The sequence below is a fragment of the Caulobacter sp. FV1ye6ST genome, assembly GCF_058681225.1.
On sequence record NZ_CM178733.1, the window covers coordinates 1,664,813 to 1,689,412 of the forward strand.

General features: G+C 68.3%; 22 protein-coding genes. 9 read left to right on the top strand and 13 right to left on the bottom strand.

The features are described 5' to 3' along the window. Positions 1–44 precede the first annotated feature (44 nt). From ACW175_RS08375 to ACW175_RS08395, 5 genes are all read right to left on the bottom strand, one after another. Positions 45–569 (bottom strand): DUF6702 family protein, encoded by a 525-nt coding sequence (locus tag ACW175_RS08375; protein ID WP_492104114.1) that lies wholly within the window; start codon positions 567–569, stop codon positions 45–47. Continuing rightward, positions 566–2,995, bottom strand: a complete 2,430-nt coding sequence (locus tag ACW175_RS08380; RefSeq protein ID WP_492104115.1) for a M1 family metallopeptidase — start codon at positions 2,993–2,995, stop codon at positions 566–568. The genes ACW175_RS08375 and ACW175_RS08380 overlap by 4 nt, the downstream gene beginning before the upstream one ends. An 85-nt stretch (positions 2,996–3,080) precedes the next feature. After that, positions 3,081–5,066, bottom strand: coding sequence for a TonB-dependent receptor (locus ACW175_RS08385; protein WP_492104116.1), 1,986 nt, complete (start codon positions 5,064–5,066; stop codon positions 3,081–3,083). A gap of 92 nt (positions 5,067–5,158) precedes the next feature. Beyond that, the gene (locus ACW175_RS08390) at positions 5,159–6,106 is read right to left on the bottom strand and encodes a UDP-glucuronic acid decarboxylase family protein (RefSeq protein WP_492104117.1); all 948 of its coding nucleotides are present in this window, start codon (positions 6,104–6,106) and stop codon (positions 5,159–5,161) included. A gap of 62 nt (positions 6,107–6,168) precedes the next feature. Further along, a complete protein-coding gene (locus tag ACW175_RS08395) occupies positions 6,169–8,478 on the bottom strand; it encodes an acyl-CoA dehydrogenase (protein WP_492104118.1) in 2,310 nt (769 codons plus the stop codon). A gap of 175 nt (positions 8,479–8,653) precedes the next feature. Between ACW175_RS08395 and ACW175_RS08400 the strand changes: the two genes are divergently transcribed. Genes ACW175_RS08400 through ACW175_RS08415 form a run of 4 tightly spaced genes read left to right on the top strand, consistent with a single transcriptional unit; the run spans position 8,654 to position 12,099 of the window. Continuing rightward, entirely contained in the window at positions 8,654–9,595 is a 942-nt protein-coding gene (locus ACW175_RS08400; protein WP_492104119.1) for an ABC transporter ATP-binding protein, read from the top strand. A gap of 1 nt (position 9,596) precedes the next feature. Then, positions 9,597–10,334: an ABC transporter permease gene (locus ACW175_RS08405; RefSeq protein ID WP_492104120.1), complete on the top strand. Its 738-nt coding sequence runs from the start codon at positions 9,597–9,599 to the stop codon at positions 10,332–10,334. After that, positions 10,331–11,497 (top strand): sensor histidine kinase, encoded by a 1,167-nt coding sequence (locus ACW175_RS08410; RefSeq protein WP_492104121.1) that lies wholly within the window; start codon positions 10,331–10,333, stop codon positions 11,495–11,497. Before ACW175_RS08405 ends, ACW175_RS08410 begins: the two co-directional genes overlap by 4 nt. After that, positions 11,494–12,099, top strand: a complete 606-nt coding sequence (locus ACW175_RS08415) for a response regulator transcription factor (protein ID WP_492104122.1) — start codon at positions 11,494–11,496, stop codon at positions 12,097–12,099. The genes ACW175_RS08410 and ACW175_RS08415 overlap by 4 nt, the downstream gene beginning before the upstream one ends. Here ACW175_RS08415 and ACW175_RS08420 read toward each other — a convergent pair. Further along, the gene (locus ACW175_RS08420; RefSeq protein WP_492104123.1) at positions 12,096–13,040 is read right to left on the bottom strand and encodes a flippase-like domain-containing protein; all 945 of its coding nucleotides are present in this window, start codon (positions 13,038–13,040) and stop codon (positions 12,096–12,098) included. The genes ACW175_RS08415 and ACW175_RS08420 overlap by 4 nt on opposite strands. Positions 13,041–13,096: 56 nt before the next feature. After that, the gene (locus tag ACW175_RS08425; protein ID WP_492104124.1) at positions 13,097–14,299 is read right to left on the bottom strand and encodes a glycosyltransferase family 4 protein; all 1,203 of its coding nucleotides are present in this window, start codon (positions 14,297–14,299) and stop codon (positions 13,097–13,099) included. A 397-nt stretch (positions 14,300–14,696) separates the two neighbouring features. Here ACW175_RS08425 and ACW175_RS08430 point away from each other — a divergent pair, with 397 nt between their 5' ends. Continuing rightward, positions 14,697–15,461, top strand: a complete 765-nt coding sequence (locus ACW175_RS08430) for a phosphocholine cytidylyltransferase family protein (protein WP_492104125.1) — start codon at positions 14,697–14,699, stop codon at positions 15,459–15,461. A gap of 3 nt (positions 15,462–15,464) precedes the next feature. Here the strand turns inward: ACW175_RS08430 and ACW175_RS08435 are convergent, their stop codons facing one another. Genes ACW175_RS08435 through ACW175_RS08455 form a run of 5 tightly spaced genes read right to left on the bottom strand, consistent with a single transcriptional unit; the run spans position 15,465 to position 20,095 of the window. Continuing rightward, complete coding sequence (locus tag ACW175_RS08435; RefSeq protein WP_492104925.1) at positions 15,465–16,325, bottom strand: nucleotidyltransferase family protein; 861 nt, start codon at positions 16,323–16,325, stop codon at positions 15,465–15,467. Further along, the gene (gene bcerS / locus ACW175_RS08440; RefSeq protein ID WP_492104126.1) at positions 16,229–17,383 is read right to left on the bottom strand and encodes a ceramide synthase; all 1,155 of its coding nucleotides are present in this window, start codon (positions 17,381–17,383) and stop codon (positions 16,229–16,231) included. The genes ACW175_RS08435 and bcerS overlap by 97 nt, the downstream gene beginning before the upstream one ends. Beyond that, complete coding sequence (locus ACW175_RS08445) at positions 17,383–18,444, bottom strand: LptF/LptG family permease (RefSeq protein WP_492104127.1); 1,062 nt, start codon at positions 18,442–18,444, stop codon at positions 17,383–17,385. Before ACW175_RS08445 ends, bcerS begins: the two co-directional genes overlap by 1 nt. Further along, complete coding sequence (locus tag ACW175_RS08450) at positions 18,441–19,661, bottom strand: LptF/LptG family permease (RefSeq protein WP_492104128.1); 1,221 nt, start codon at positions 19,659–19,661, stop codon at positions 18,441–18,443. The genes ACW175_RS08445 and ACW175_RS08450 overlap by 4 nt, the downstream gene beginning before the upstream one ends. Continuing rightward, positions 19,658–20,095, bottom strand: a complete 438-nt coding sequence (locus tag ACW175_RS08455) for an HIT family protein (protein WP_492104129.1) — start codon at positions 20,093–20,095, stop codon at positions 19,658–19,660. Before ACW175_RS08455 ends, ACW175_RS08450 begins: the two co-directional genes overlap by 4 nt. Positions 20,096–20,232: 137 nt before the next feature. Between ACW175_RS08455 and ACW175_RS08460 the strand changes: the two genes are divergently transcribed. Beyond that, complete coding sequence (locus ACW175_RS08460) at positions 20,233–20,655, top strand: DUF2141 domain-containing protein (RefSeq protein WP_492104130.1); 423 nt, start codon at positions 20,233–20,235, stop codon at positions 20,653–20,655. On the opposite strand, the gene ACW175_RS08465 is transcribed toward ACW175_RS08460, so the two are convergent. Continuing rightward, positions 20,652–21,566, bottom strand: a complete 915-nt coding sequence (locus tag ACW175_RS08465; RefSeq protein WP_492104131.1) for a metallophosphoesterase family protein — start codon at positions 21,564–21,566, stop codon at positions 20,652–20,654. The genes ACW175_RS08460 and ACW175_RS08465 overlap by 4 nt on opposite strands. A gap of 89 nt (positions 21,567–21,655) precedes the next feature. On the opposite strand from ACW175_RS08465, the gene ACW175_RS08470 reads away from it, so the two are divergent. The 3 genes from ACW175_RS08470 to ACW175_RS08480 are packed head-to-tail and all read left to right on the top strand — an operon-like array spanning position 21,656 to position 24,572. Further along, a complete protein-coding gene (locus ACW175_RS08470; protein WP_492104132.1) occupies positions 21,656–22,783 on the top strand; it encodes a CDP-alcohol phosphatidyltransferase family protein in 1,128 nt (375 codons plus the stop codon). After that, positions 22,702–23,694: a diacylglycerol/lipid kinase family protein gene (locus ACW175_RS08475; RefSeq protein ID WP_492104133.1), complete on the top strand. Its 993-nt coding sequence runs from the start codon at positions 22,702–22,704 to the stop codon at positions 23,692–23,694. The genes ACW175_RS08470 and ACW175_RS08475 overlap by 82 nt, the downstream gene beginning before the upstream one ends. After that, the gene (locus ACW175_RS08480; protein ID WP_492104134.1) at positions 23,691–24,572 is read left to right on the top strand and encodes a hypothetical protein; all 882 of its coding nucleotides are present in this window, start codon (positions 23,691–23,693) and stop codon (positions 24,570–24,572) included. Before ACW175_RS08475 ends, ACW175_RS08480 begins: the two co-directional genes overlap by 4 nt. Positions 24,573–24,600 lie beyond the last annotated feature (28 nt).

The window sequence follows — 24,600 nt, forward strand, 5'->3', positions numbered from 1 at the left end:
AGGCGCGCGAGGTGACGTTTGTCATGTTGGCCCGGTCAGGCCGGTCAGTGGGCGGGATCGACCGCGTCCAGGGTCTGGGGCGTGGCGGCGTCGGCGCCGTTGAAGACCAGGGTGCGCGTCACGCCGAGGCGGCGGATGTTCACCTGGTTGGCTTCGTCGCCATAGACATCCGCGAACATCGCGGCGCGGACCTCGACGGCGGCGCTGGCGTCGGCCGGGGCGATCTTGCCGGCATATTCGAAACGGACCTCGTCCGCGCCCAGGGTCATGTCCTTCAGGACGAGGGCGACCGGAGCGTCGTTCACGGCCACGGCGAAGGTGCGCAGCATGTAGGTCTTCAGCGCCTCGATCGCGTCAGGATCGTCGAGGCTGGTCTGGGCGTCGGGAGCGATCACCGCCAGGGCCGGTTCGGCGTCGTGCGTCGGAATCCGGTGACTGACGGTGACCGCGCCGGTCTTGGCGTCGATCGCCACGACGCTCAGCGCGCCGTGGCCACGATGCGCGGCCGCCGGGAGCGGGGCGAGAACAAGGCCCGCCGCCGCGATCAGGACAGCCGCGCGCGCGATCACTTCGGAGCTTCGTCCTTCTTGGCGTCGTCCTTCTTCGGTTCGGCCGACGTGAAGGTGCCCAGACCACCGGGCTCGACCTTCAGGTTGGCGTCCTTCATCCGGTTCGACTGGTCGGGGAACTTGATGATCTTCAGCGTCGTCGGCGTGATGGCGCCGTCATAGACGTTGTTGCCGCGATCGGCGTCGGCGGTTTCCCAGAGCGGATCGATCTCGGCCCCCTTCAGGTCCTTGGGCGAGACGTACTGCCAGGTGACCTGCTTGGAGTTCTTGCGCCAGATCTCGGCCGGGATACGGACCGTCTCGCTGGAGCCGTCGGCGAAGTTCATCTTCAGGATCACCGGCATCACCAGACCGCCGATGTTGCGGAAGGTGAAGCGGTAGAAGTTGTCCTTCACGTCCTGGGCGGCCAGTTCCTCCGGCGTCATGTCCTCCCGCGCCGCCTTGGCCTTCTTGCGGGCGCCGTCGAACACGGTGAACTCGTCCGTCTGGTCATAGAAGTCGCGGACCTTGGGGTCGCGATCGACGACGGTCGGCGCCTTGTTGTTGGCGGCGGTGCGCGATTCCGGCTCGATGCCGCGCGCGGCCTTGCGGACGGCGGCTTCGGCGTCGGGGTCACCGCTGTCAAGACGAGCCTTGACGATCTTGTCCAGCGAGATGTCCACGTGGTCGGTCGAGTAGAACCAACCGCGCCAGAACCAGTCGAGGTCGATGCCCGAGGACTCTTCCATGGTGCGGAAGAAGTCGTACGGGGTCGGGTGCTTGAAGCGCCAGCGGTTGGCGTACTCCTTGAAGGCGCGGTCGAACAGCTCGCGGCCCATGACCGTCTCGCGCAGGATCACCAGCGCGGTAGCGGGTTTGGTGTAGCCGTTCGGACCGAACTGGATGACCGAATCTGACTGGGTCATCAGCGGCACCTGGTCCTGGCTGACCATGTAGTCGACGATGTCCTTGGGCTCACCGCGGCGCGACGGGAACTTCTTGTCCCACTGCATCTCGGCCTGGAACTCGAGGAAGCTGTTGAGGCCCTCGTCCATCCAGGTCCACTGACGCTCGTCGGAGTTGACGATCATCGGGAAGTAGTTGTGGCCGACCTCGTGGATGACCACGCCGATCAGGCCGTACTTGGCGCGCTCGGTATAGGTCAGGGCGCCGGTCTTCTTGTCCTTCACCGGCCGCGGGCCGTTGAAGGAGATCATCGGATATTCCATGCCGCCGACCGGGCCGTTGACCGACTGGGCCACCGGATAGGGATAGGCGAAGGTGAAGTCCGAATAGACCTTCAGGGTGTGGGCGATCGACTTGGTCGAATAGGCGTCCCACAGCGGGCGCGCTTCCTTCGGGAAGAACGACATGGCCATGACCACCGGATGGGCGGCGTCGCCCTCCTGCTTCACGCCCAGGGCGTCCCAGACGAACTTGCGCGAGCTGGCCCAGCCGAAGTCGCGGACGTTGGTCGCCGAGAACACCCAGGTCTTTTCGGTCGTGGCCTTGCCCTTCTCGGCGGCCAGGGCCTCCTCTGGGGTGACGACATAGACGGGCTCGGCGGCGGTGCGGGCCTTGGTCAGGCGATCACGCTGGGCGGCGCTGAGCACGGCGGCCGGGTTCTGCAGCACGCCGGTGGCCGAGACCACGTGGTCGGAGGGCACGGTCAGGGCGACGCGGTAGTCGCCGAACTCCAGGGTGAACTCGCCCGAGCCGAGGAAGGCCTTGTTGTGCCAGCCTTCATAGTCCGAATAGACGGCCAGACGCGGGAACCACTGGGCGCCCTCGTAGATGCAGTTGCCGTCTTCGCCCTTGCCGGTGAAGCATTCATAGCCGCTGCGGCCGCCGACAACCTTGTTCTCGACCATGGGCAGCGACCATTCGATCGTGATCTTGGTCTCGCCGCCATTGCCGCGCACGGCGGTCGGCAGGTCGACGCGCAGCAGCGTGTCGACGACGGTGAACTTCAGCGGACGGCCGGAGACGTCCTTCACCGACTTGATGGTGAAGCCGCCTTCCCACTCCTTGAAGCGCTGGATGCGGCGCACCTGGCCCAGGGTGATGTTGTCGCCCGAGACGGTCTCGGTCAGCTTGCTGATCGAATCGCGCTTGTAATCCTGGTCCAGCAACAGCCACAGATAGGGCAGGTTGTCCGGCGAGTTGTTCTTGTAGGTGATCGTTTCCTTGCCGGTCAGCAGCTTGGTGTCTTCGTTCAGGCGAACGGAGACGTCGTAGTCGACCTTCTGCTGCCAGTAACGATAGCCCGGCGCGCCTGACGCATTGCGGTAGTCGGTCGGCGACGGCCAGTCTTCGCCTTCGAGCTGGCGGAATTTGTCGTCGAACGGCGCCTTGGTCTGCTTGATGGCGTCGGCGTGAGCGACCGTGACGGAGAGCGCGGCGGCGATGACGCCGGCCACGGCGTAGCGGATAGAACGTTTTGACAAATCCTGCCCCTCAGAACCCTGACTAAACCCCGCCGCGACCTTGGCAGCGCGCGGAAGAAAATCACCCCATTTTCGCCGTAGTGTGTCAGAAATTTATCTTCATGCCGAGCCGCGCGGCACGGGGTTCCACGGGGTGGAAATGGACGTCGTCAACGCCGTCCGCGGGTTCGCCGGGAAGGCGTGAGGCGTACGAATAGGCGATGTCGTCCTTCTTGCTGTTGGTCAGGTTCAGGACCTCGACCATCAGACTGGCCTTGCCGAAATCCTGGACGAACAGCGCATTGACCAGGCTGGTGGGCCGCGAGCGCACGGAATTGTCTTCGATCAGCGGCGCGGCGCCGAGGCGGCGCCAGGTCAGCGACAGGGCCGAGGCCTGGCCCAGCTTCCAGCTGGCGCCGGCGCTCAGCACCGAACCGACGGCATTGGGGATACGCTCGCCATTCGTGAAGCGGGCGTGGGTCCCGGCATAGGAGGCCGTCAGGTTCAAGCGCGCGGTCGGGCGCCAGTCGGCCAACAGCTCGATCCCCTTGCGCCGGGTCGCGCCGGCGGCCTCGGTGAAGCCGGCGTCGCCGACATAGACCAGCTCCGAATCGACGTGCAGCGCCCAAGCGGCCGCCGTCAGGGTCAAGCCGTCATGCTTCCAGCGTAGGCCGAGTTCCGCGCCATCCGACGGCGACAGCAGCGGCGCGCGCTCGGCCGGATCGCCGGTGACCGGATCGATCGTGATCACCGCTCCGCGCGCATCATTGGAATGGAAGCCGCGCCCGGCGTCGGCATAGAGCTCGAAAGTCTTGGACACGCGCCAGGCCAGGGCCAGCTTGGGGCTGACCAGCAGGTCGCTCACGTCGCCGGCGTTGCGCGGGTCGCCGGCCTTGACCTCCGCGCCCATGGCGTCGGCGCGCACGCCGAAGGTGGCGTCCAGCTTGCCGAAGGACCGGGAGGCCTCGCCCCACAGCGCCGTCGACCATTCGGTCAGGGCGTCCTGGCGCACCGTCTCGCGGCGCACGCGGGCGGTGGTGCGGTAGAGACCGACCTTGCCGATGTCGTCGACGCGGGCCGAGACGCCCGTGCGGGCGCTCCAGCCGTCGCCCAAGGTCCAGCGCTTGGTCAGCGACGCGCCATAGATCCAGCGCTGGTCGACCTGCTCGAACTGGTCGCCATGGATCGGGTCGTCGAGGAAGTAGGTGAAGTTCGAATAGAGATCGAGCTTGTAGCGCTGGACATAGACCACGCTGTCCAGGCCGCGCAGCAGGTCGCGGCGGCGGGCCGACAGGATGTAGCGCGAGGTGCTCCCCCCGTCGGTCTTGTCGACCGCGTCGAGATAGCCCAGCCGCCCATCCTCGACCGCGCGGCGCGGGATCTGGTCGGTGGCGTTCCAGTCGGCGTCGTAGGCCAGGGCGGTGATCGACCAGCCCCCGACCAGGGCGCGGCCCAGCAGATTTATCTTCTTCAGGTCCTCCGGCGTCGACCAGGCGCCGCGCGAGGTCGACAGGTCGGCGGCGACCAGCACGGTCTGGCTCAGCGCCTTGGAGCCGACAGCGCGGTAGTAGTCGTTCTCGCCCACCCAGGCCTGCAGACCGTCTCCGTGCAGGTGGTCGGCGGTCTCGAAGGCGACGGCGCCGGCGGTGGCGAAGTCGCCGTTCTCGGCCGAGTAGGGACCCTTCTTGAAGCCGATGTCGTGGACGAACTCGGGCGTCAGCACATTGAGGTCGAGGTAGCCCTGGCCGTGCCCATGGCTAGGCAAGTTCAGCGGCACGCCGTCCAACGAGGCCGAGAGGTCGGTGCCGTGGTCCAGATTGAAGCCGCGCAGGAAGTACTGGTTGGCCTTGCCCGCGCCGGAGTGCTGAGTGGCGGCCAGGCCCGGCACGGCCTCGATCAGCTCGCCCGGACGCAGCAGCGGCCGCACCGCGAAGTCGGCGTAGCTGATACGGCCCTCGCTGGCCGAGGTGGCGCGGCCGAGGTCGTTGGCCCGGCGGCCCCAGACCGAAATGGCCTCGACCTCCTGGGCGTGGGCGAGGACCGGCGTCGAGGCGGCGGCGAGCAGGGCGGTCAGAAACGCGGAACGGATCATGCTCGGCTGTTAGGCGAGCGGCGCGCTTCGGACAAGTTCCGCGCTGTCCTCGACGGCGGTCTGAAAGCCCAGGGAGCGGCGGGACCGAGGCGTCAAGCCGCCTTCAGCAGCCCGTCGAAATACTCGATCGTTCGCATCAGGCCGACCTTCAGCGGCGCGGTCGGAGTCCAGTCCAGCACCTGCTTGGCCAGGGTGATGTCGGGCTGGCGCTGGCGCGGGTCGTCCGAGGGCAGGGGGCGGTGGACGAGGCCCGACTTGCTGTCCGTCAGCTCAACGACCAGTTCGGCCAACTGCCTCATCGTGAACTCGACGGGATTGCCCAGGTTGATCGGGCCGGTCACCTCGTCGCCGGTGTTCATCAGCCGGATCAGGCCGTCGACCAGGTCGTCGACATAGCAGAACGAACGCGTCTGGGCGCCGTCGCCATAGAGGGTGATGTCCTCGCCCCTCAGCGCCTGGACGATGAAGTTCGACACCACGCGCCCATCGTTCGGATGCATGCGCGGCCCGTAGGTGTTGAAAATCCTAGCCACCTTGATGCGCAGCTTGTGCTGGCGCCAGTAGTCGAAGAACAGGGTCTCGGCGCAGCGCTTGCCCTCGTCATAGCATGAGCGGATGCCGATCGGATTGACGTTGCCCCAGTAGCTCTCGACCTGCGGGTGGATGCTGGGGTCGCCGTACACTTCCGACGTCGAGGCTTGCAGGATCTTGGCCTTCACCCGCTTGGCCAGGCCCAGCATGTTGATCGCCCCGTGGACGCTGGTCTTGGTCGTCTGCACGGGGTCGAACTGGTAGTGAACCGGACTGGCCGGACAGGCCAGGTTGTAGATCTGGTCGACCTCGACATAGAGCGGCATGGTCACGTCATGGCGCAGCAGTTCAAAGCGGGGATTGGTCAGGTTCTGAGCCACGTTCTGGCGCGAGCCCGTATAGTAGTTGTCCACGCAGAGCACTTCGGCCCCGGTCTCCAGCAGCCGGTCGCACAGATGCGAGCCGACGAAGCCGGCGCCGCCGGTCACCAGGATTCTCTGCGTATGCATGGACCGGCCGACCTTTCAGGGACTCGCGGAGAGTCGTCCCCGACGTTGTACCGCCGCGCTTTCTAGGCCGTCGAGCCCTCGCCGAACGAGCGGGGCTCGGTGACGACGGAGGGCTCGGCGATCGGCTTGGCCCGCTTGGCGGGCTGGGCCGTTTCGGCGGGGCGCGACGAGAGCTGGTCGGGCGCGAAGTCGTCGACCGCGACCACCGCCGCCACCGCCTGGTCAGCGGCGTTGAGAGCGGCGATCTCGTCCGGGGTCAGCAGGTTCTTGGCCAGGCCGTCCTTCCAGTGGCGCACGCTCTGGTCTTTCAGCCGGTCATGGATCGGCTGGGTGGCGACCACGCGCTCGAAGGCGTCGATCAGCTGGCCGACCGCCTCGTCCTTGCCGCCGACATAGACGCCCTCGACCAGGCGGTCACGGGTGGCGGACGGGTGCAGGATCAGCTCGGCGCAGGCGCGGGTGACGTGGTCCGAGGGACCCCGGCGGCGCGCGCCGAATGGCAGCACCGCCGCGCGTAACAGCCACCCCGCGAAGCGGTTGGGCAGGTTGGCGAACACCTCGTCGAGCCGCTGTTCGATCGTGGCGAAGGCGGTGTCCGAGCACCATTGCAGCAGCGGGAAGTCCGCGTCCGGCCGGCCGTCGTCCTCCCAGCGCTTCAGGGCGCCCGACAGGAAGTACATCTCGGAAAGAATGTCACCGAGGCGAGCCGACAACATTTCCTTGCGCTTGAGCTCGCCGCCCAGGGTCAGCAGGGCGATGTCCGACGTCAGGGCGAAGGCGGCGCTGTAGCGGCCCAGCTTGCGATAGAAGCGCGCGGCGCGGCCGGCGTCCGGCGCGGGCGACAGGGCGCCGTCGGTCCAGGCGCTGGCGGTGGCGCGCAGGCCGTTGCGCAGGGCGTGTACGACATGCTTCCAGAAGGTCTCGTCGAACTGCGCGAGGCCCTTGGCCTCGTCCTGATCGCCCAAGGCCAGGATCTCTTTGAGCATGTAGGGGTGCGCCCGGATCGCGCCCTGGCCGAACACCATCAGGCTGCGGGTCAGGATGTTGGCGCCCTCGACCGTGATGCCGACCGGCAGGGCGCGGTACTGGCTGCCCATGTAGTTGCGCGGGCCTTCCATGATCGCCTTGCCGCCGTGGACGTCCATGGCGTCGTTGACCACGACGCGCATCCGCTCGGTCGCGCCGGACTTCATCATCGCCGAGATCACTGACGGGTGCTTGCCGAGGTCCAGGCCGGCGCAGGTCAGGCGCCGCGCGCCGTCGACCAGGTAGGCGTTGCCGGCGATGCGGGCCAGGCGCTCCTGCACGCCCTCGAACTTGCCGATGGCGATGCCGAACTGGCTGCGGACACGGGCATAGGCGCCGGTGGTGAGCGCGCTATAGGCCGCCGCGGCGCCAGCCATGGCAGGGAGGGAGATGCCACGCCCGGCCGCGAGGGCCATCATCAGCATCTTCCAGCCCTGGCCAGCGCGTTCGGCGCCGCCGATGATCAGGTCCAGCGGGATGAAGACGTCCTCGCCCCAGTTCGGACCGTTCTGGAACGTCTGGAAGGCCGGCAGGTGGCGGCGGCCGATGCTGACCCCGGGGGTATCGGTCGGGACCAGGGCGCAGGTGATGCCGATATCCGCTTCACCGCCCAGCAGACCGTCGGGATCGCGCAGCTTGAAGGCCAGACCCAGCACGGAGCAGACGGGACCGAGGGTGATGTAGCGCTTGTGCCAATTCAGGCGGACGCCCAGGACGCTCTCGCCCTTCCAGATACCGCGAACGACCACGCCCTCGTCGACCATGGCGCCGGCGTCCGAGCCCGCCTCGGGACTGGTTAGGCCGAAGGCGGGCACCTCGCGGCCGTCGGCGAGGCGCGGCAGCCAATAGTCCTGTTGTTCCTTGGTCCCGAACTTCACCAGCAGCTCGCCCGGGCCGAGCGAGTTGGGCACCATCGCCGTCACCGCAGCCGAGGTCGAGCGGGTGGCGATCTTGCGGACGATCTCGGCGTGACCAAAGGCCGAGAAACCCAGGCCCCCGAACGCTTTCGGGATGATCATGCCGAAGAACTTCTCGCGCTTCAGGAAGTCCCAGACCTCGGGCGGCAGGTCGCGTGTCTCCCAGGTCATCCGCCAGTCGTCGAGCATGGCGCACAGGGCGTTGACCGGCCCATCGAAGAACGCCTGTTCCTCGGGGCTCAGCGTAGGCTTGGGATAGGAAAGCAGTTCGTTCCAGTCCGGATCGCCGGTGAACAGGTTCGCGTCCCACCAGGTGTCACCGGCCTCGAGCGCATCGCGCTCGGTCTCCGACAGGGCGGGCAGCACGCCCTTGGCCCAATGGTAGATCGGGCGGGTGATGGTGTCCCGGCGGAACGAAGAGCTGATCATGACGCTGCCTCAAGGATACTCGCGCTATCAAAACGCGAGCGCGGCGAGGCGGCTCCGCGAAAACTCGGCTTTGGATGACTTAAGGGTGACGTTTGTCATGTGGCGCCCGTGACGTGCGGCACTGATGGATCGCGTTCGCCGGCGGCATGGTGGCTTCACAACGAGGGACCCACCCATGTCACCCACAACTTCCGAACCGATCGCCATGCTGCGCCAAGTGGTCAAGCGCCGGGGCGCGACCCTGGCTCTGAACGGCCTGGATCTCGACATCCGTCCTGGCCAGTGCGTCGCCTTGCTGGGTCCGAACGGGGCAGGCAAGAGCACCAGCGTCGCCCTGCTGACCGGCCGCCTGCGTCCCGACGCCGGGACCGCCAGCCTGTTCGGCGGCGATCCGCGCGACGTCGCCGCCCGAGGCCGCATGGGCGTCATGCTGCAGGAGGCCGGGCTGCCGCGCACCCTGACCGTCCGCGAGCAGGTCGACCTGTTCCGGGGCTACTATCGCAAGCCCCGCCCGCTGGAGGAGACTCTCCGGCTGGCCGGCCTGGAAGGCCTGGAGCGTCGCCGTTGCGGCGCGCTGTCCGGCGGTCAGCAGCGCCGCGTGCAGTTCGCCCTGGCCATCGCCGGCCGCCCGGACTTCCTGGTGCTGGACGAGCCGACCACTGGCATGGACATCGACGCCCGTCGCGGCCTGTGGACCGCTGTCCGCGCCGAGATCGCCCGGGGTGCGGCCGTGCTGCTGACCACCCACCACCTGGACGAGGCCGAGGCCCTGGCCGACCGCATCGTGGTCATCGACCACGGTCAGGTCATCGCCGACGGCTCACCCGAAGCGATCAAGAGCCAGGTCTCCGGTGTCGCCATCCGCTGCCGCACGCGCCTTTCGGACGCCGAATTGTCGGCGCTGGCCCGGGTCACCGGCGTCAGCCGCGATGGCGGCCGGGTCACGCTGTTGACGACCTCGGCGCCCGCCACCCTGCGCGAGCTGCTGGCGCGTGACGAAACCGTCGATGACCTGACCGTCGCCGGCGCCTCGCTGGAGGACGCCGTCACCCGTCTCGTGCAGGCCGGCGCGCCTGCCGCCAACAAGTCCCCCATTGGGCAAGCCGAGGTCGCCTGAGATGCACACCCTGTTCGTCTACATCCGTGAAGCCCGCGCCCAGATCGTCTCCACTTGGCGCACCCCGCAGTTCATCATCCCCAGCGTGGCCCTGCCGCTGCTGTTCTACGGCGTGATGGGCCTTGGTCTCAGCAAGGGACGCGAGGAGATCGCCCACATGATGCTGGCCAACTACGTGATCTTCGCCGCCATCGCCCCGGCCATGTTCGGCTTCGGCGCCGCCGTCGCCGCCGAGCGCGAGGCCAAGCTGATCGAGCTGAAGCAGATCGCGCCGTTGCCCGCCGGCGGCTATCTGGCCGGCCGCCTGATCGCCGCCCTGGTCCTGGTCGGAGTCTCGATCGGCCTCCTTGGCGCCCTGGCTCGTTTCGGGGGCGTGACGATGGTCCCTTGGCGCTGGGCCGCGACCCTGGGCCTGGGCCTGGCCTCGGCGATCCCGTTCGCCCTGATCGGACTAAACATCGGCATGCGGTTCGGCTCGCAAGGCGCCACCGCCGTGGCCAACCTTCTGTTCCTCAGCTTCAGCCTGTTTGGTGGTCTTTGGGTGCCGCTCAGCATCATGCCGAAGTGGGCCGGCGACATCGCCGAGGTCACGCCGTCCTATCACCTGGGACAGCTGTCGCAGATGCTGTCGGGCATGCAGCCGATGGCGAACGTCCCGCACCACCTCTCGATCCTGGCCGCGATCAGCATCGCCGCCATGATCGGGGCCTGGGCGGGCTGGCGGCGGCAATCGGCTTGACCCTGAAGGGCCTGCCGCGCGACATCGCCGCCATGGATCAGGGAACACGAGGCAAGGATGCGACCCCGGCGGCGACCGCCGGGGTCGGGATGCGGCGGAACGGGAGCCTGATCTTCCTCTCCTACCTGCCGTTCTACTTCATCTCCTGGCTCAATCGTCCGCCGGGGACGCTGGAGCTGGTCGCCTCGATCGCGGGCCTCCTGGTGTTTATCGGCCTCTTCTGGGCGATCTGGAAAAGCCGGGGCCGGCCGGTGCTATGGCAGGTGCTGGCGATATACGGGCTGGGAATGGTTCTCTCGCCCTTCCACGCCGGCTGGAGCGTCTACACGATCTACGCCATGTCGTTCGCTTCGCGCCTGGCCTCCCGGCGGATGGCGATACGGTTGATGATCGTGCTGGAGATCGTGCTGCTGGCGGTCGGGCTGGTCCTCTACCGCCACGTCTGGCCGATCTGGGCCTCGGGCTTGTTGTTTGGCGCGATCACCGGCTTCGCCAGCCTGATGCAGGCCGACGTCGAGCGGAAGAACCAGGAACTGGCCGTCGCCCACGAGGAGGTCCGGGCCCTGGCCACGACGGCCGAGCGCGAGCGGATCTCCCGCGACCTGCACGATCTCTTGGGCCATACCCTGACCCTGGTGGCCGTGAAGGCCGAGCTGGCCGCCCGCCTGGTCGGTCGGGACGCCGAGGCGGCCGAGCGCGAGATGCAGGCTGTCGCCGCCGCCGCTCGCGAGGCCCTCTCCGAAGTCCGCACGGCGGTGGTCGGCATGAGAGGCGCCTCCCTGGCGTTCGAGATCGACAAGGCCCGCCAAGCATTGGCCGCCGCCGACATCAAGGCCGAGATCTCGGCCCTGACCACCGACGGCTTTCCTGCGCAGGAGACCGTGCTGGCCATGGCCCTGCGCGAAGGGGTGACCAACGTCATCCGCCACGCCGGCGCCAAGCGTTGCGACATCACGCTGGAACCCAGCGCCAAGGCGCTCACGCTCACCATCGCCGACGATGGTCCGGGCGGCGGCCGGCTGGTCGAGGGTTCGGGCCTGAAGGGCATGCGCGCGCGTCTGGCCGCCATCGGCGGGGCGCTGGACATCAAGTCCGGCAAGACCGGGACCCGCCTCGTGGCCACCGCGCCCCTGAGCAACGCCCATGGAGAGACCGTCTCGTGATCCGCGTCGTCATCGCCGAAGACCAGAAGATGGTGCTGGGCGCCCTCAGCGCCTTGCTCGAGATGGAGGACGACATCCAGGTCGTCGGCCGCGCGCCCGACGGCGCCGTCGCCCTGGAACTGGTCAAGGCCAAGAAGCCGGACGTGCTGATCTCCGACATCGAGATGCCCAGCCTGACAGGCATCGACGTCGCCGCGCGGCTGAAGGCCGAGGGCTCGGCGACCCGGGTGCTGATCGTCACCACTTTCGGTCGGCCGGGCTATCTGCGCCGGGCCATGGAAGCGGGGGTGAAGGGCTATCTCCTCAAGGACGGCCCTAGCAGCGTGCTGGCCGCCGCCGTCCGCACCGTCGCCGCCGGCGGCCGGGCCATCGCGCCGGAGCTGTCCGAGGCGGTCTGGGACGCCCAACCCGACCCGCTGACCGACCGCGAGCGCGAGATCCTGCGCCTGGCCGAGGAAGGGCGCTCGAACAAGGACATCGCCGACGTGCTGGACCTCTCACCTGGCACGGTGCGCAACTACCTGTCGGAAGCGGCCCAGAAGCTGGGCGCGGCCAACCGGGTCGAGGCCGGCCGGATCGCGCGCTCCAACGGCTGGCTCTAGGCGCTCGCCGTCACGGGCTCGGGTTCGGCCGCCGGCGCGCGGGTCGTGCGCCACAGCACCAGGCCGATGACGCCCAGCGTCAACTCTCGCAGGCGGCGCAGCAGCGACAGGGCCAGGGCCTGGTCCGGCGTCAGGCCCAACGCGCCGCCCAGCAGCAGGTAGCCGCCCTCCTGCACGCCCAAGGCGCCGGGGATGGCGAAGCCGACGACCTTGGCCGTCTGGGCCAGACCCTCGACGATCAGGGCCTGCAGCAAGGTAGGGTTGAGGCCCAGGGCCCACATCGAGACATAGGTCTCGAACGCCCCAGCCATCCAGGCGGCCATGTGCCAGGCCCAGGATGCGAACAGGTTGCCGCGCTGGCGGCCAATCAGGCGGAAGGCCTCGCCCAGTTCGCCGACCCGGCCGGCGATCACCGTCCAACGCTGAGAGACCTGACCCAGCCGCCGATGCAGGCCGGCCCTGTGGGCCAGATAGGCCGCCAGGATGATGCCCGCCACGATCGCGACAAGGGTCAGGCCGGCTTGAGCCAGGCGAGGGTCATGCAGGGTGGCGATGGCGACGATCAGGCTGGTCAGCACGAACAGGACCAGGCCCACCGTGCCAGCCAGCACGTCGACGATGCAGCTGGCGGTGGCCTCGGCCAGGGTCAGGCCGTCGCGGGCCGACAGCTTGGCGCGCACGACGTCGCCGCCAACCTGGGCGACGGGGAGCAGGGCGTTGACGGCTTCCTTGATCAGGCGGACGCGGAAAAGGAAAGTCAGGGGCGGGCGTCGGTCGGGCGGCAGCAGGACCTGCCAGCTGATCGTGGCCAGAAAGGTGACGGGCAGGTGGGCGGCGATGACGATCACCGCCTGCCAGCCGACCTGGGCCAGGATCTCGCGCACCGCGCCGACACCATGTGTCGCCAGCAGGATCGCCAGCAGGGCGACCCCGATGGTCAACAGCCAGCCCCGCCATGGCGAAGGCTTGGTCTTCGTCGCTTCCCCCGTCTCGGACGTCATGCGGCCGAGCGGGCTCGGCGATCGGCGGTGACGCCCAGCTCGCGATAGACGGCCAGCACCTCGGCGCAGATGGCGTTCCAGTCGTAGCGGGCGCTGGACTGGCGGGCGGCCCGGCCCATACGCACGCGGCGCAGGGGCTCGGAGATCAGGCTCTGGATCGCGCCGGCATAGGCCTCGGCGTCGGCGCGCGGGGTCAGGACGCCATCCTGGCCGTCGGCGATCAGGGCGCTGGTGCTGGGCGCGCGCGGGCAGACCACGGCCAGGCCGGCGGCCATGCCTTCCAGGCTGGCATTGCCGAAAGCTTCCGTCAGGCTGGGGTTGAACAGGATGTCGGCGCTGGACACCGCGCGGCCCAGGTCGGTCCCGTCCAGGTGGCCGGTCAGGATGGCCTCGGGCAGGCGTCCCTCCACGAAGGCGCGGGCGGGGCCTTCGCCAATGATCAGTGGACGGATCGGTTGGCCGCGGAGGCGGACCAGGGTGTCGGCGAGGACGTCCAGGCCCTTCTCCATGACCAGACGGCCCAGGAACGCCACGACGATCTCGCTGTCGCCGATGCCCATCGACCGCCGCCAATCCAGGTCGCGCTTGGTCGGTGAGAATCGCTCGCGGTCGACGCCGCGGCCCCAGACGCGTACGCGCTCGCCCAGCGCCTGTTCGCGCAGCAGGTCGGCGATCGGCGCATTCGGCGCCAGCACGCGGTCGCAGCCGCGATAGAACCTGTCCAGATAGCGCTCCGCGCTCGGGCGTAGCCACTCGAGGCCGTAGTAGGACAGGTAGGTCTCGAAGCGGGTGTGCAGGCTGGCCACCACGGGCAAGCCCATCTTGCGGCCCCACTTGCCGGCCTGATTGCCCAGCAGGTCGGGCGCGGAGAGATGGACGGCGTTCGGACGGAAATCGGCCAGGTCGGCGCGCAGCGCGCGGTTCAGGCCCAGGGCCAGTCGGTATTCGCCTCGTCCCGGGATCGCGACCGAAGGCGCGGACACCAGTTCGCCGGCCGGTTCGAAGGCCGGTGTGTCCGTGGTGGGCGAGTAGACGCGAACCTCCGCGCCCTGGCTGATCAGGTAGGCGGAGAGGCGATTGAGGGCCTGGTTCGAGCCATCGCGCGTGTAGTTGTAGTTCCCGGAAAACAGCGCCAGACGCAGGCCTTCGGCGGGATTTTCTTCTGCAGGCTGATGAAAGTTTCTTTCCGCGAGCAGCACGACGCCTCCGTTAGTTTACATCGCCGAGCCCCCGCCCATCTCGAGTATGACAATGGCCATATGGTGGAATGGTTCAGTTTACGGAAGGGGGCTTCTGTCGACGAGCGGACAATCTTCGGGTCAAGCTGAACGCAAGCTGAACCATGAGGCGCGTGGCAAGCGCGGCCGGTGCACGAGACCCGACCGTCACCCATCACCCGTCACCCGTTTGACGCGGTTCGCGAAAATGCACGGGGAGGGGTTGCGCCGCGACGTCATGACGGGTTTTTGGCGGTCCGAGCGCACTTGCCGTGAGGCGGGTTCGTGCTCAGTTATCCGCCCGTGGCCGCGAGGTGGGCGGTCCAGCGATTCCTAGAGGGGCAAGCCGCCCCCATTTCCAGCGAGATCTCGAAACGTCATGCAGCCGGTCAAGACCCTTATTCTCAGCGCCGGTCAGGGCAAGCGCCTTTCGCCCCTGACCGACGACCGGCCCAAGTGCCTGGTCGAGCTGGCCGGCCGCACCGTTCTGGAGTGGCAACTGCGCCACCTGCATCAGGCGGGCGTCACCGAGGCGGTCGTGGTCACCGGCTTCCGCGCGGACCTGGTCGAGGCCGAGGTCGCGCGCCTGCGGTTCCCGGGCATGAGCGTTCGCACGCTCTACAACCCCTTCTACAGCGTGACCGACAACCTCGCGACCTGCTGGCTGGCGCGCGAGGAGATGCGCGGCGGGCCGTTCATGATCCTCAACGGCGACACCCTGTTCGAGCCGGCCATCGCCGAGCGCCTGATCAGCGCTCCGGTCGGCCCGATCACCGTGACGGTCGATCGCAAGGACGACGGCGTCTACGACAGCGACGACATGAAGGTGCTGACCGAAGGCGACAGCCTTCGCGCCATCGGCAAGACCATCACCGAGTACAACGCGGAATCGATCGGCTTCCTGCGCTTCGACGCCGAGGGTTCGGCCCTGTTCATCGAGACGCTGGAAAAGATCATGCGCACGCCGGAAGGCCTGAAGCGCTGGTACCTCAGCGTCATCAACGAGATCGCCCAGGCCCACGACGTGGTCCGCGTGCGCTCGATCCAGGGCCTGGATTGGGCCGAGATGGACTTCCCGGAAGACCTGGTCCGCAACCGCGCGCTCACCGCCGAGTGGGCGGCGAAGGAAGCGGTTTCAGCTTAAGGCTTAGGTGGTGGGCGAGGTTTCGCCCACCAATTCGCGCACCAGATCCAGGTCCGACGGCTTGTCGACATCGACCGCCGCCAGGCCGTCATGGGCCCGGACGGCGGCGGCCTTGACCTTGGCCAGCTTGCCGAGCCTCAGCACGGCCTCGTCCAGGGTCAGACCGTTCAGCAGGTATCGGATCAGGAAGCTGGGGCCGAGCATGGCGGCGATCTTCCAGGGCTGCTTGCGCATGGCCTCGACCTTGCGCCAGACGTGGACGACGTTGAGGGCGTTCTCGTTGCGCAGCAGGAAGAGGTTGCAGCCCGAATAGCGGCCGTCCTGGAAGCGCAGATAGGTCCGCTTGGTCCGGGGCGCGGCGGCCTGAACGCGGTTCTCGGGCGCCAGCAGCACGGCGACGTCGGCCCAGTCGGGTGTGTCGGCCAGGAACTGGGTGATCCACTCGGGCTTCAGCAGGGCGTGGTCGACCGTGGTCACCACCAGCGGAAAGCCGAGCTGATGCGCCGCGTTCTCGACGCTCTGGCTGGGACCCGAAGCGGTGGGCAGCACCACGACCTTGGCGCTCGCAAGCGCGGCCTTGATCGCCTCGTCATTGGCCGCGACGCCGACCAGCACGGGTCCGGCGGCCTCGACCGCGCCCAGCACGCGGCTGAGCAGGGTCTTGCCCTCCAGCGTGATCAGGGCCTTGTGGCGAACGCCGGCATAGGCGGCGACGGGATCGACCTCGCCGCCGCGCGACCCGGCCAGCACCAGGACCTTGAACGGGATCAAAGGGCCTTCTCGTAGAGGCGGTAGGTCTTGTAGTGCGTGCCGCCGACGTTCTCGGCGATGTGGGTCATGGCCTTGTTGGCTTCCAGCACCCAGGAGATCTCGTAGCGATTATAGCCAAGGCTCATCGCCATATCGCGGCTGGCCTTCATCATCCAGAACGGCAGCATGCGGCCGCGCTGAGTGGACGAGAACTTCTTCTTCACGCCCATCAGCGGGATGCGGGCCGACTTCACGCCCTTGACCTTCAGCCGCCACAGCAGCTTGGCCCAGCCAAACGGCAGCAGCTTGCCGCCCAGGTCGGCGATGGCCTCGTTGACGTTGGGCAGGAAGACCACGACGCCGGCGGCCTCGCCGTCGATCTCGGCGAACCAGATCAGGCGCTTGTCGATCACCTGCTTGAGCGCCTTGCCCAGTTGGGCGGTCTCGGCCTCGGTGGTGGGGGTGAAGCCCCAGTTGTCCGACCAGGCGTCGTTCAGGATGTCCGTAAGCGTCTGGACCTCGGCGTCATAGCGCTTCATGTCCAGCTGGCGCAGAACCACGCCGGCGGGCAGGCCGCGCTTGACCCGGCGCTGGGCGATCTCGGGAATGTCGCCGCTCTCGTCGGCGCGATAGGCGAACAGGTCCTGGGCCTTGGCGTAGCCCTGCTCCTCGACGCGCTTGCCGGCATAGACCGGGTCGTGGCCCATCAGGATCATCGGCGGGGTGTCGAAGCCCTCGACCAGCAGTCCGAGTTCTTCGTTGACCGACAGGTTGAACGGGCCGACCACGTGGGTGCGGCCGCGCGCGCGCAACCAGTCCTCCGCGGCGCGGAACAGCACCTGGAACACCGCCGCGTCGTCCTCGGCGGCGATGAGGCCGAAGTGGCCGTCCAGGCGCCCCGGCGTCGGCTGCGGGGTCAGGTGGTCGATCTGGGCGCTGATCCGGCCCACGTCGCGGCCGCCGCGCATCGCCAGGAACAGCTGGACCTCGGCGTGGGCGAAGAAGGGGTTGGTCTTCGGCGTCAGGGCGTCGGTCCGCTCCATGAACAGCGGCGTGATCCAGTTGGGGTCCTTGGCGTTCAGGCGGGCGGGCAAGGCGATGAAGCGCTTGAGCTCCCGCGCCGTCTTGACCGGGATGACCGTGAGGTCGGCGTTCGCGGAGTCGAAAGGCATCACCCCTCCAGGGCCAGGAATGCGCGGATGGCGAGCGCGCCGAAGATCGCGGGAGCGGCCCAGACGGCCAGGAACGGAGCCAGGGCGCCGGACTCGCCCAAGGCGGTGAGCATGCCGTTGGCCACCAGGAAGAAGAGCCCCGCGCCCAGGCCGGCGGTCAGCAGCACCGCCCCCTGGCCGCTGCGGAAGTTGGCCAGCGCCACGGGCGCGCTGAGCAGAAGCATGACCAAAGTCACGAACGGTCCAGCGAAGGCCGCGTGGAAGTGGGTGCGGTAGAAGCTCTCGGGACGGTCGGAGCCGCCGTTCTCAAGCGCGCGGCGGGCCGAGGCGGCGGTGGGCACAGCGTCGTCGCCGAACAGGCTCTGGACATCTCGTGGCTTCAGCGCGGCGGGCCAGGTCGTCGAGGCGGCGGTCGAACTCTGGGCCAGGTCGCCGGAGAAGCGGGTGGTCTTGGGCTGTTCCAGCGTCCAGCGATGGTCGACGTAGAGCGCCTTCTGAGCCTCGACCTTCTCGACCAGTATGCCCTTGGGGTCGCGACGGAAGATCGTGACGTTGTCGATCTCGCGCCCGTCGGCGGTGGCCGTGGCGCCGATAACGAGGTCGGCGCCGGCGCGGAAGGTGCGCGGGGCTGGGACCTTGCGCTCCGCCACGGGGGTGGTGTTCTTCCACCAGTCGGCCAGGGCCGGGTCGGCGCGCGGAGCCAGATACTGACCGCACAAGGCGTCCAGCAGCATGATGAAGACGGCGGCCGGCATGGCCATGCCGATGATGCGATAGCCGGATATGCCGGTGGCGCGCATGGCGACGATCGCGCTTTCGCGGGCCAGCCCCGAAAAGGCGAACAGGCCGCCGGCCAAGACGGCGATCGGCGCGATCTGCTCGAACAGGCGCGGCAGGCGCATGAAGGCGTAGTAGGCCACGCCAGCCATGCCCAGGCCCCGGTCGAGGATGTCGCTGGTCACGTCCAGCAGATCCAGGATCTGCAGGATGGACATCAGGATCAGGGCCGCGCCGAGGATCCGGGTGGCGACCGTCTTCAGGACGTAGAGCTGCAGCATCATGCGGCTTGTCGTTTCTTCGGCAGGGGCAGGGCGTGGACCACGCGCGTGACCACCTTGTTGATGCGACGCACCGTGCGTGAGACCGGCGTGTCGCCCGGACGGGTGCGGCTGCCCATGAACAGCCAGACGCCGAGTCCCGCGAAGATCGCGAACGGAACCCAGATGGCCGGGATGGTCGGAAGTTTGCCGGACGAGGCCATGCTCTGGCCCAGCAGCAGCGAGTGCTGGAAGGCCAGCAGCAGGATACCCGCCATGATCAGGCCCGGGGCGCGATTGCCGCGCTTGGAGGCCAGACCCAGCGGGAAGGCCAGCATCGGCAGGAACGGCAGGAACGCCGCGCGGGCCAGTCTGCCGTAGAGTTCGCTCAGCAGCGTGGCCTTTGGCACGACCGGATTGGGCAGTTTGGACTGGCGGTACAGCTCGCCCAGCGTCAACTCGCGCTCGTCGCCGCCGCGCGCTCGCAGCAGCACGGCCGCGGCGCTCAAGGGAGTCTGGGTGGTCAGGCTGCTGAAAGCCAGGTTGCGGTATTCCCCAGCGGAGTCGCGCGCGATGCGGCGGCCGCTCTTCAGGTTCATGGTGATGGTCTTGCCGCCCGGATCCATCTTCAGGTCGGCCGCGGCGGCGGTGATGATCTCCTCATGGCCGCGCGCGTCCAGGCGGCGGATGAAGACCCGCGTCAGGCGCTGACCCGCAACGTCGGCGCTGTCGGCGGTCATCAGCGAGCCCTTGTCGTCGATGAAGGCCCCGCCCGCCAGGCGCCCGTTCCAGCCGGCGTTGATCGCGGCATGCATCACCGCGCGATAGGCGTAGCGGCTGTAGGGCTGCATGTAGCCGAACACGACGACGCTGAAGATGCTGAGGAATAGGCCCACGGCCAGGAAAGGCGCGGCGATGCGCTCAAGCGACTGGCCGCTGGCCAGCAGGGCGTCGATCTCGGAGCCGTCCGACAGCTTGGTTATGACGATGAACAGGGCCACGAAGAACGCGACCGGTAGCGCCAGGCCCAGATAGTGGGGCACCAAGTTGGCGGCCAGCTGGGCGACGTAGCCGAAACGGGCGCTGCTCTGCGACAGCGCGTCCAGCAGCCGCAGCACGCGCTCCAGCAACAGGGCGACGACCGTGACGCCCAGGCACCCGACCAGCGGCCAGAACAGCAGGCGCAGCAGATAGCGGTCGATCAGGCTCACCGGGCCTATGGTTAGCTCTTTCGCGCTCACGCCTGGACCCAGGCTTGAGCGAAGCGTTGCGCCAGGCGCTGGACGCCTTCGGCCGACAGCTCGACGGCGACGCCCAGGGCCGGGGCGGCGGGCCAGCCGGCGTCGGGAAAGCTCTCACCCTCATGTTCGCGCGTGCCCTCGTAGCGGGGCAGCACGTGGAAGTGGACGTCTTTGTCGACCATCATCAGCATCAGGTAGTTGATCTTCTCGTAGTCGACTTGCGCCTTCAGCAGGCGTTCAATGCCGGCCACGGCGACCTGCAGGTCGGCGAAGGCGGCGGGACTCACCTCGGAGAATGCCTGGACCGTTTCCTTGCACACCAGGACCAAAGACCCAAATGTCGGTTGCTTCGGACGGACCAGAATCAGCCAGTGATTGGTCTCCGCGATCTTGGAGCCGGGATAGCCGAACGCCAGAGCTGTGGGATTGGTCATGACAAAGCCGGAACTTCAGGCTGATTTCGCCTGCACGTAACAATAGGGATGCGGCCTTTTAGATGAAAGCATGTTCCGTTCTTGTCGGCGCGATGGTGTTGGCGTCCGCGACGGCGGGGGGCGCTCGAGCCGAAGGCGTGGCCCGGCCCCTGACGGACAAGGAATGCGTCGGCCGCAAGAGCGGCACGCGCCTGAACGTGCAGGTCGGCGCGTTGCGTTCGAACGCCGGCGAGGTGGTGATCACGGTCTATCCCGGCGACCCGACCCGCTTCCTGGCCCCGCGCGGCAAGGTGGAGCGGGCGCGGGTCAAGACCTCGGCGCCGATGAGCCAGGCCTGCTTCTGGCTGCCGTCGCCCAGCGACGCCTATGCGGTGGAGGTCTATCATGACGCCAACGCCAACAAGGATCTCGACCGCGGCCCGCAGGGCATGCCGCTGGAAGGCTACGGCTACTCGAACGATGCGCCGACCAGGTTCGCGTTCCCCTCCTTCGACTCGGTGCGGTTCGGCGTGAAGCCGGGCGAGACCACGATCCGGGTCAAGGTGCGCTACCCGCGCTAAACGACGTCGGCCAGACTGTAGCGGCCGAGCTCCGACAGGCCTTCTTGAGCGGCCTCGACGCCCCGCACGACGATGCGAGCGCTATGGCCGCCGTCCGGCTGGGTTTCGATTTCGATCGCATGCCAGCGAGCGGGGGAATGGCCCCGGCGCCCAGATGAGGCCGAGGGTACGCCCAGCACAGGGATCGCCGCGCCGTTAGGGCCGGGGATAGAGCCGACGAGGGACTCGTGGGCATGGCCATGCAGGACGAGATCGGCGCCATGCCTGGCCAGCACCGCGCGCAAGGCCTCCTGGTCGTCCAGCGACTTGCGCTTCGACACCGCGCCCTTCTGCGGCGGGTGGTGCAGGACGACGAGGCGGAAGTGGTCCTTATAGGCTGGATCGGCCAGGGCTGCGTCCAGGCGCCGCAGCTGCGCTTCGCCCAGGCGGCCCGTGGCCAGGTGCGGGGCGGTCGGGACGGCCGAGCACAGGTTGAAGATCGCCACGGGACCGCGCACGCGGACCTGCGGAAAGTGGGCCTCGCCCGCGTCGCCCAGCCAGGGCGCCCAGGGCGCGAAGCGTTCGCCGCCGCGCGCGCCGGCTCTCCCCTTGTCGGAGAGGGCGTCGTGATTGCCTGGGCTGACGGTGCAGGCGCTGGAGGGACCCAAGGATTCCAGCCACTTCGTCGCCGCCGCGATCTCCGTATGCGAAGCAAAGTTGGTGAGATCGCCGCTGATCACCACATGATCGGGGCCGGCGGCCTTCAGGTCGGCGATCAGGGCCGCCAGCACATCGGGTTGGTGGACCTTGCGCTTCTTGCGCCAGGCGATGCGGCTCAGCAGCCGCTTGGTGAACACGTCCTTCCACCCGAACGCGCCTAGCGGCGGCGGCAGGTGGGGGTCGGAGAGGTGAGCGATGCGATATATGGGCAAGACGGTTCGGGTCGTTCTGGTCGAAGCAGCCGAAGCTGCTTATCAATCGGCGCGAGTTTCAAGGGGTATATCTGTCTTTGACTGGTGAAATGCAAAACCTCGCGCCCGCGGGACCCCGGGCTCTGAGCGTTGGCGAGAGCGGCGCGCGCATCTGGGGCATGACCTCGCGCGAGCGTCTGTCGCGCATCTATCGTCGCCTGGGCCTGGTCGAGACGCCCGCCGTCGACCTGTCGAACGCCGTGGTGGCGGTAGACGCCGGCTGGGTGTTCGACGAGTCGCTGATCAAGGCGCTGGCGGGCCGTGAGGGCGCGGTGCTGGTCGATGACTCCGGTCGCGCCGTGGCCGTCCATGCCCCGGCCGAGCTGGGCTACGCGGCCAGCGAAGCGTTGGCGGCCGGGCAGGATCCCTCCGGCCTGGATCCGCGTCTGACGCGCCTGACCGCGCTGGAGCTGGGCTCGGCCTATAACAGCGCCCTGCGCAAGCGCGAGCCGCCGGTGCTGGAGCGCCTGACGCCGGAAACCGTGCGCGCCGTCGAAAAGCGCCTGTTCCAGGGCTCGTACAAGGGCGTCACCGACCTCGTCACCAAGTATGTCTGGCCCGCGCCGGCCCGGGTCGTCACCCGCTGGTGCGCCCTGGCGAAGATGACGCCAAACCAGGTGACCGGCATCGGCTTCCTGCTTGTGCTGGCGGCCATGTACCTGTTCTGGACCGGACACTTCGGCTGGGGCCTGGTCTGCGCCTGGATCATGACCTTCCTCGACACGGTCGACGGCAAGTTGGCCCGCGTGACGTTGACCTCGTCCAAGTGGGGCAATGTCTTCGACCATGGCATCGACCTGCTGCACCCGCCGTTCTGGTGGTGGGCCTGGTTCGTCGGCGTTTACGCGGTCGGCCAGCAGATCCCGTACGCGGGCCTGAGCCTGGCCATCGTCATCGCAGGCTATGTGCTGCAGCGCGTGGAGGAGGGGATCTTCCTGGGGCTCTTCAAGCTGGAAGTGCACGCTTGGCGGCCGTTCGACAGCTTCTTCCGCCTGATCACGGCGCGCCGGAACCCGAATCTGATCCTCTTGACGGCCTGCGCCCTGGCAGGCCGGCCGGACATCGGCTTCACCCTGGTGGCTATCTGGACCGCGGTGTGCTTGATCGTGCACGCCGTCCAGATTCTGCAGGGCCTGGCCGCACCGAAGGGCTCAATCCAGTCTTGGCTGTCGAAATGACGCGCATCGGGGTTGTTCGCAATCCAAAGAGCCACGGCAACCGGGCGCATCCGCCCGGTCCGCCGCCCGCGGGCGTGCGGCTGGTCGAGCCCCTTGGCCGCGACGCCCTGAGAGCCGAGCTCGAGGCCTTCGCCCGCGAGGGCCTGGACCTGCTGATCATCGACGGCGGCGACGGCACGGTGCGCGACGTCATCAGCCTGCTGCCGCATACCTTCGGCGAGAACCTGCCCCTGCTGGCCGTGTTGCCGTCGGGCAAGACCAACGTTCTGGCCATAGACCTGGGAGCGCCCAACGACTGGCGACTCGAGGAGGTTCTGGTCGCCGCCCGCCAGGCCGATCCGCGCATCAAGGAGCGTCCGCCGCTGCGGGTCAGCTGGGCCGACGGCCGGCCGTGCCTGCAAGGCTTCTTCTTCGGCGTCGGGGCCATGGTGAAGGCCACCAACCTGGCCCAGAAGGCCCACAAGGTCGGCTTTTTCCATAACCTGGCCGTGGCCGTGACCATTCTGACCGCGGCCGGGGGCGCGCTGTTCGGCGGGGCCAAGGACGAGTGGCGCGAAGGCGTGAAGGCCCGGCTGGCCATCGACGGCCAGGACCAGCCCGGCAACGAACGCTTCGCCATCGTGGCGACGGCTCTGAAGCGCCTGCCGTTCGGCCTCAAGCCCTTCGGCCCGCCGCGCGAGGGCTTCAAGCTGCTGGACGTCGACGCGCCGCCGCGCCGCCTGCTGAAGGCGCTGCCGATGGTGCTGAGCGGCAGGGCCGAGCCGGCCTTGGAGGGCCTGGGCTATCGCCGCCGCGACCCGCGCCATGTCGCCCTGGCCGGCGGCGCGCCGTTCGTGCTGGACGGCGAGGTCTATGAAGGCGGCGACCTGACCATCGGCCTGGGGCCGTCCTTGCGATTCCTCGTCGGATGAGCAGCCTTCGCGACCTCGTCGCGGCCGAGCTGTCCACGCCGACCCCCGCGCCGATAACCGCCTTCGCCGAGCACCTGACGACGGTCTTTCCGACCGCCCAGGCGGTGCTGTTCTACGGCTCGATCCTCCGGACGGGCGACCTGTCTGGCGTGCTCGACTACTACGTCCTGACCGAGCGGCCACCGGCCGGCTGGCGAGGGTTCTTCACCCGCATCCTGTGGCCTGACGTCAGCTATCACGAGCTGGAGCATGGGGGGCAGGTCCTGCGGGCCAAGGTCGCCTCGATGACCCTGAGCCAATTCCGCAAGGCCGCCGGCGGCGCGGACCACGACACCACTGTCTGGGCCCGCTTCGTGCAGCCGTGCGCCCTGATCTGGGCGGCCGAGGGGGCGCGAGAGACGGTGATCGACGCGGTGACCGACGCCTGCCGTACGGCGTCCCGCTACGCCCGCGCCCTCGGGCCTGTCGACGGGACGCCGCACGACCTTTGGACGGCTCTGTTCCGCGAGACCTACAAGGCCGAGCTGCGGGTCGAGAAGGCTGGCCGCGAGGTCTCGATCCTGACCTTCGACCCTCGGCGCTACGACCACGTCATGGAAGCGGTATGGCATGACGAGGGGAGGGCGATGGGCGAGGCCGAGCGGATCCGCGTGCGCCGGGCGTGGCGGCCGCGCAAGCTGCTGGGCAAGCCGCTGAACGTCGCGCGGCTGATGAAGGCCTCCTTCACCTTCCAGGGCGCGGCCCGCTACGCCGCCTGGAAGATCGAGCGCCACACCGGCGTCGCCGTAGAGATCACGCCCTGGCGCGAGCGTCATCCGATCCTGGCCGCGCCGGGGGTGCTGCTGCGGGTCTGGAAGAGCCGTCGCCGGACGAGCTAGCGGCCACAAACAAAAACGCCCGGGCGTG

What these genes read in the sequence shown, in the direction of transcription:
- ACW175_RS08385 (WP_492104116.1), bottom strand. Translation starts at nt 5,066, where the DNA reads ATGATCCGTTCCGCGTTTCTGACCGCCCTGCTCGCCGCCGCCTCGACG.
- ACW175_RS08390 (WP_492104117.1), bottom strand. Translation starts at nt 6,106, where the DNA reads ATGCATACGCAGAGAATCCTGGTGACCGGCGGCGCCGGCTTCGTCGGC.
- ACW175_RS08395 (WP_492104118.1), bottom strand. Translation starts at nt 8,478, where the DNA reads ATGATCAGCTCTTCGTTCCGCCGGGACACCATCACCCGCCCGATCTAC.
- ACW175_RS08400 (WP_492104119.1), top strand. Translation starts at nt 8,654, where the DNA reads ATGTCACCCACAACTTCCGAACCGATCGCCATGCTGCGCCAAGTGGTC.
- ACW175_RS08405 (WP_492104120.1), top strand. Translation starts at nt 9,597, where the DNA reads ATGCACACCCTGTTCGTCTACATCCGTGAAGCCCGCGCCCAGATCGTC.
- ACW175_RS08430 (WP_492104125.1), top strand. Translation starts at nt 14,697, where the DNA reads ATGCAGCCGGTCAAGACCCTTATTCTCAGCGCCGGTCAGGGCAAGCGC.
- bcerS (WP_492104126.1), bottom strand. Translation starts at nt 17,383, where the DNA reads ATGCCTTTCGACTCCGCGAACGCCGACCTCACGGTCATCCCGGTCAAG.
- ACW175_RS08445 (WP_492104127.1), bottom strand. Translation starts at nt 18,444, where the DNA reads ATGATGCTGCAGCTCTACGTCCTGAAGACGGTCGCCACCCGGATCCTC.
- ACW175_RS08455 (WP_492104129.1), bottom strand. Translation starts at nt 20,095, where the DNA reads ATGACCAATCCCACAGCTCTGGCGTTCGGCTATCCCGGCTCCAAGATC.
- ACW175_RS08470 (WP_492104132.1), top strand. Translation starts at nt 21,656, where the DNA reads ATGCAAAACCTCGCGCCCGCGGGACCCCGGGCTCTGAGCGTTGGCGAG.
- ACW175_RS08480 (WP_492104134.1), top strand. Translation starts at nt 23,691, where the DNA reads ATGAGCAGCCTTCGCGACCTCGTCGCGGCCGAGCTGTCCACGCCGACC.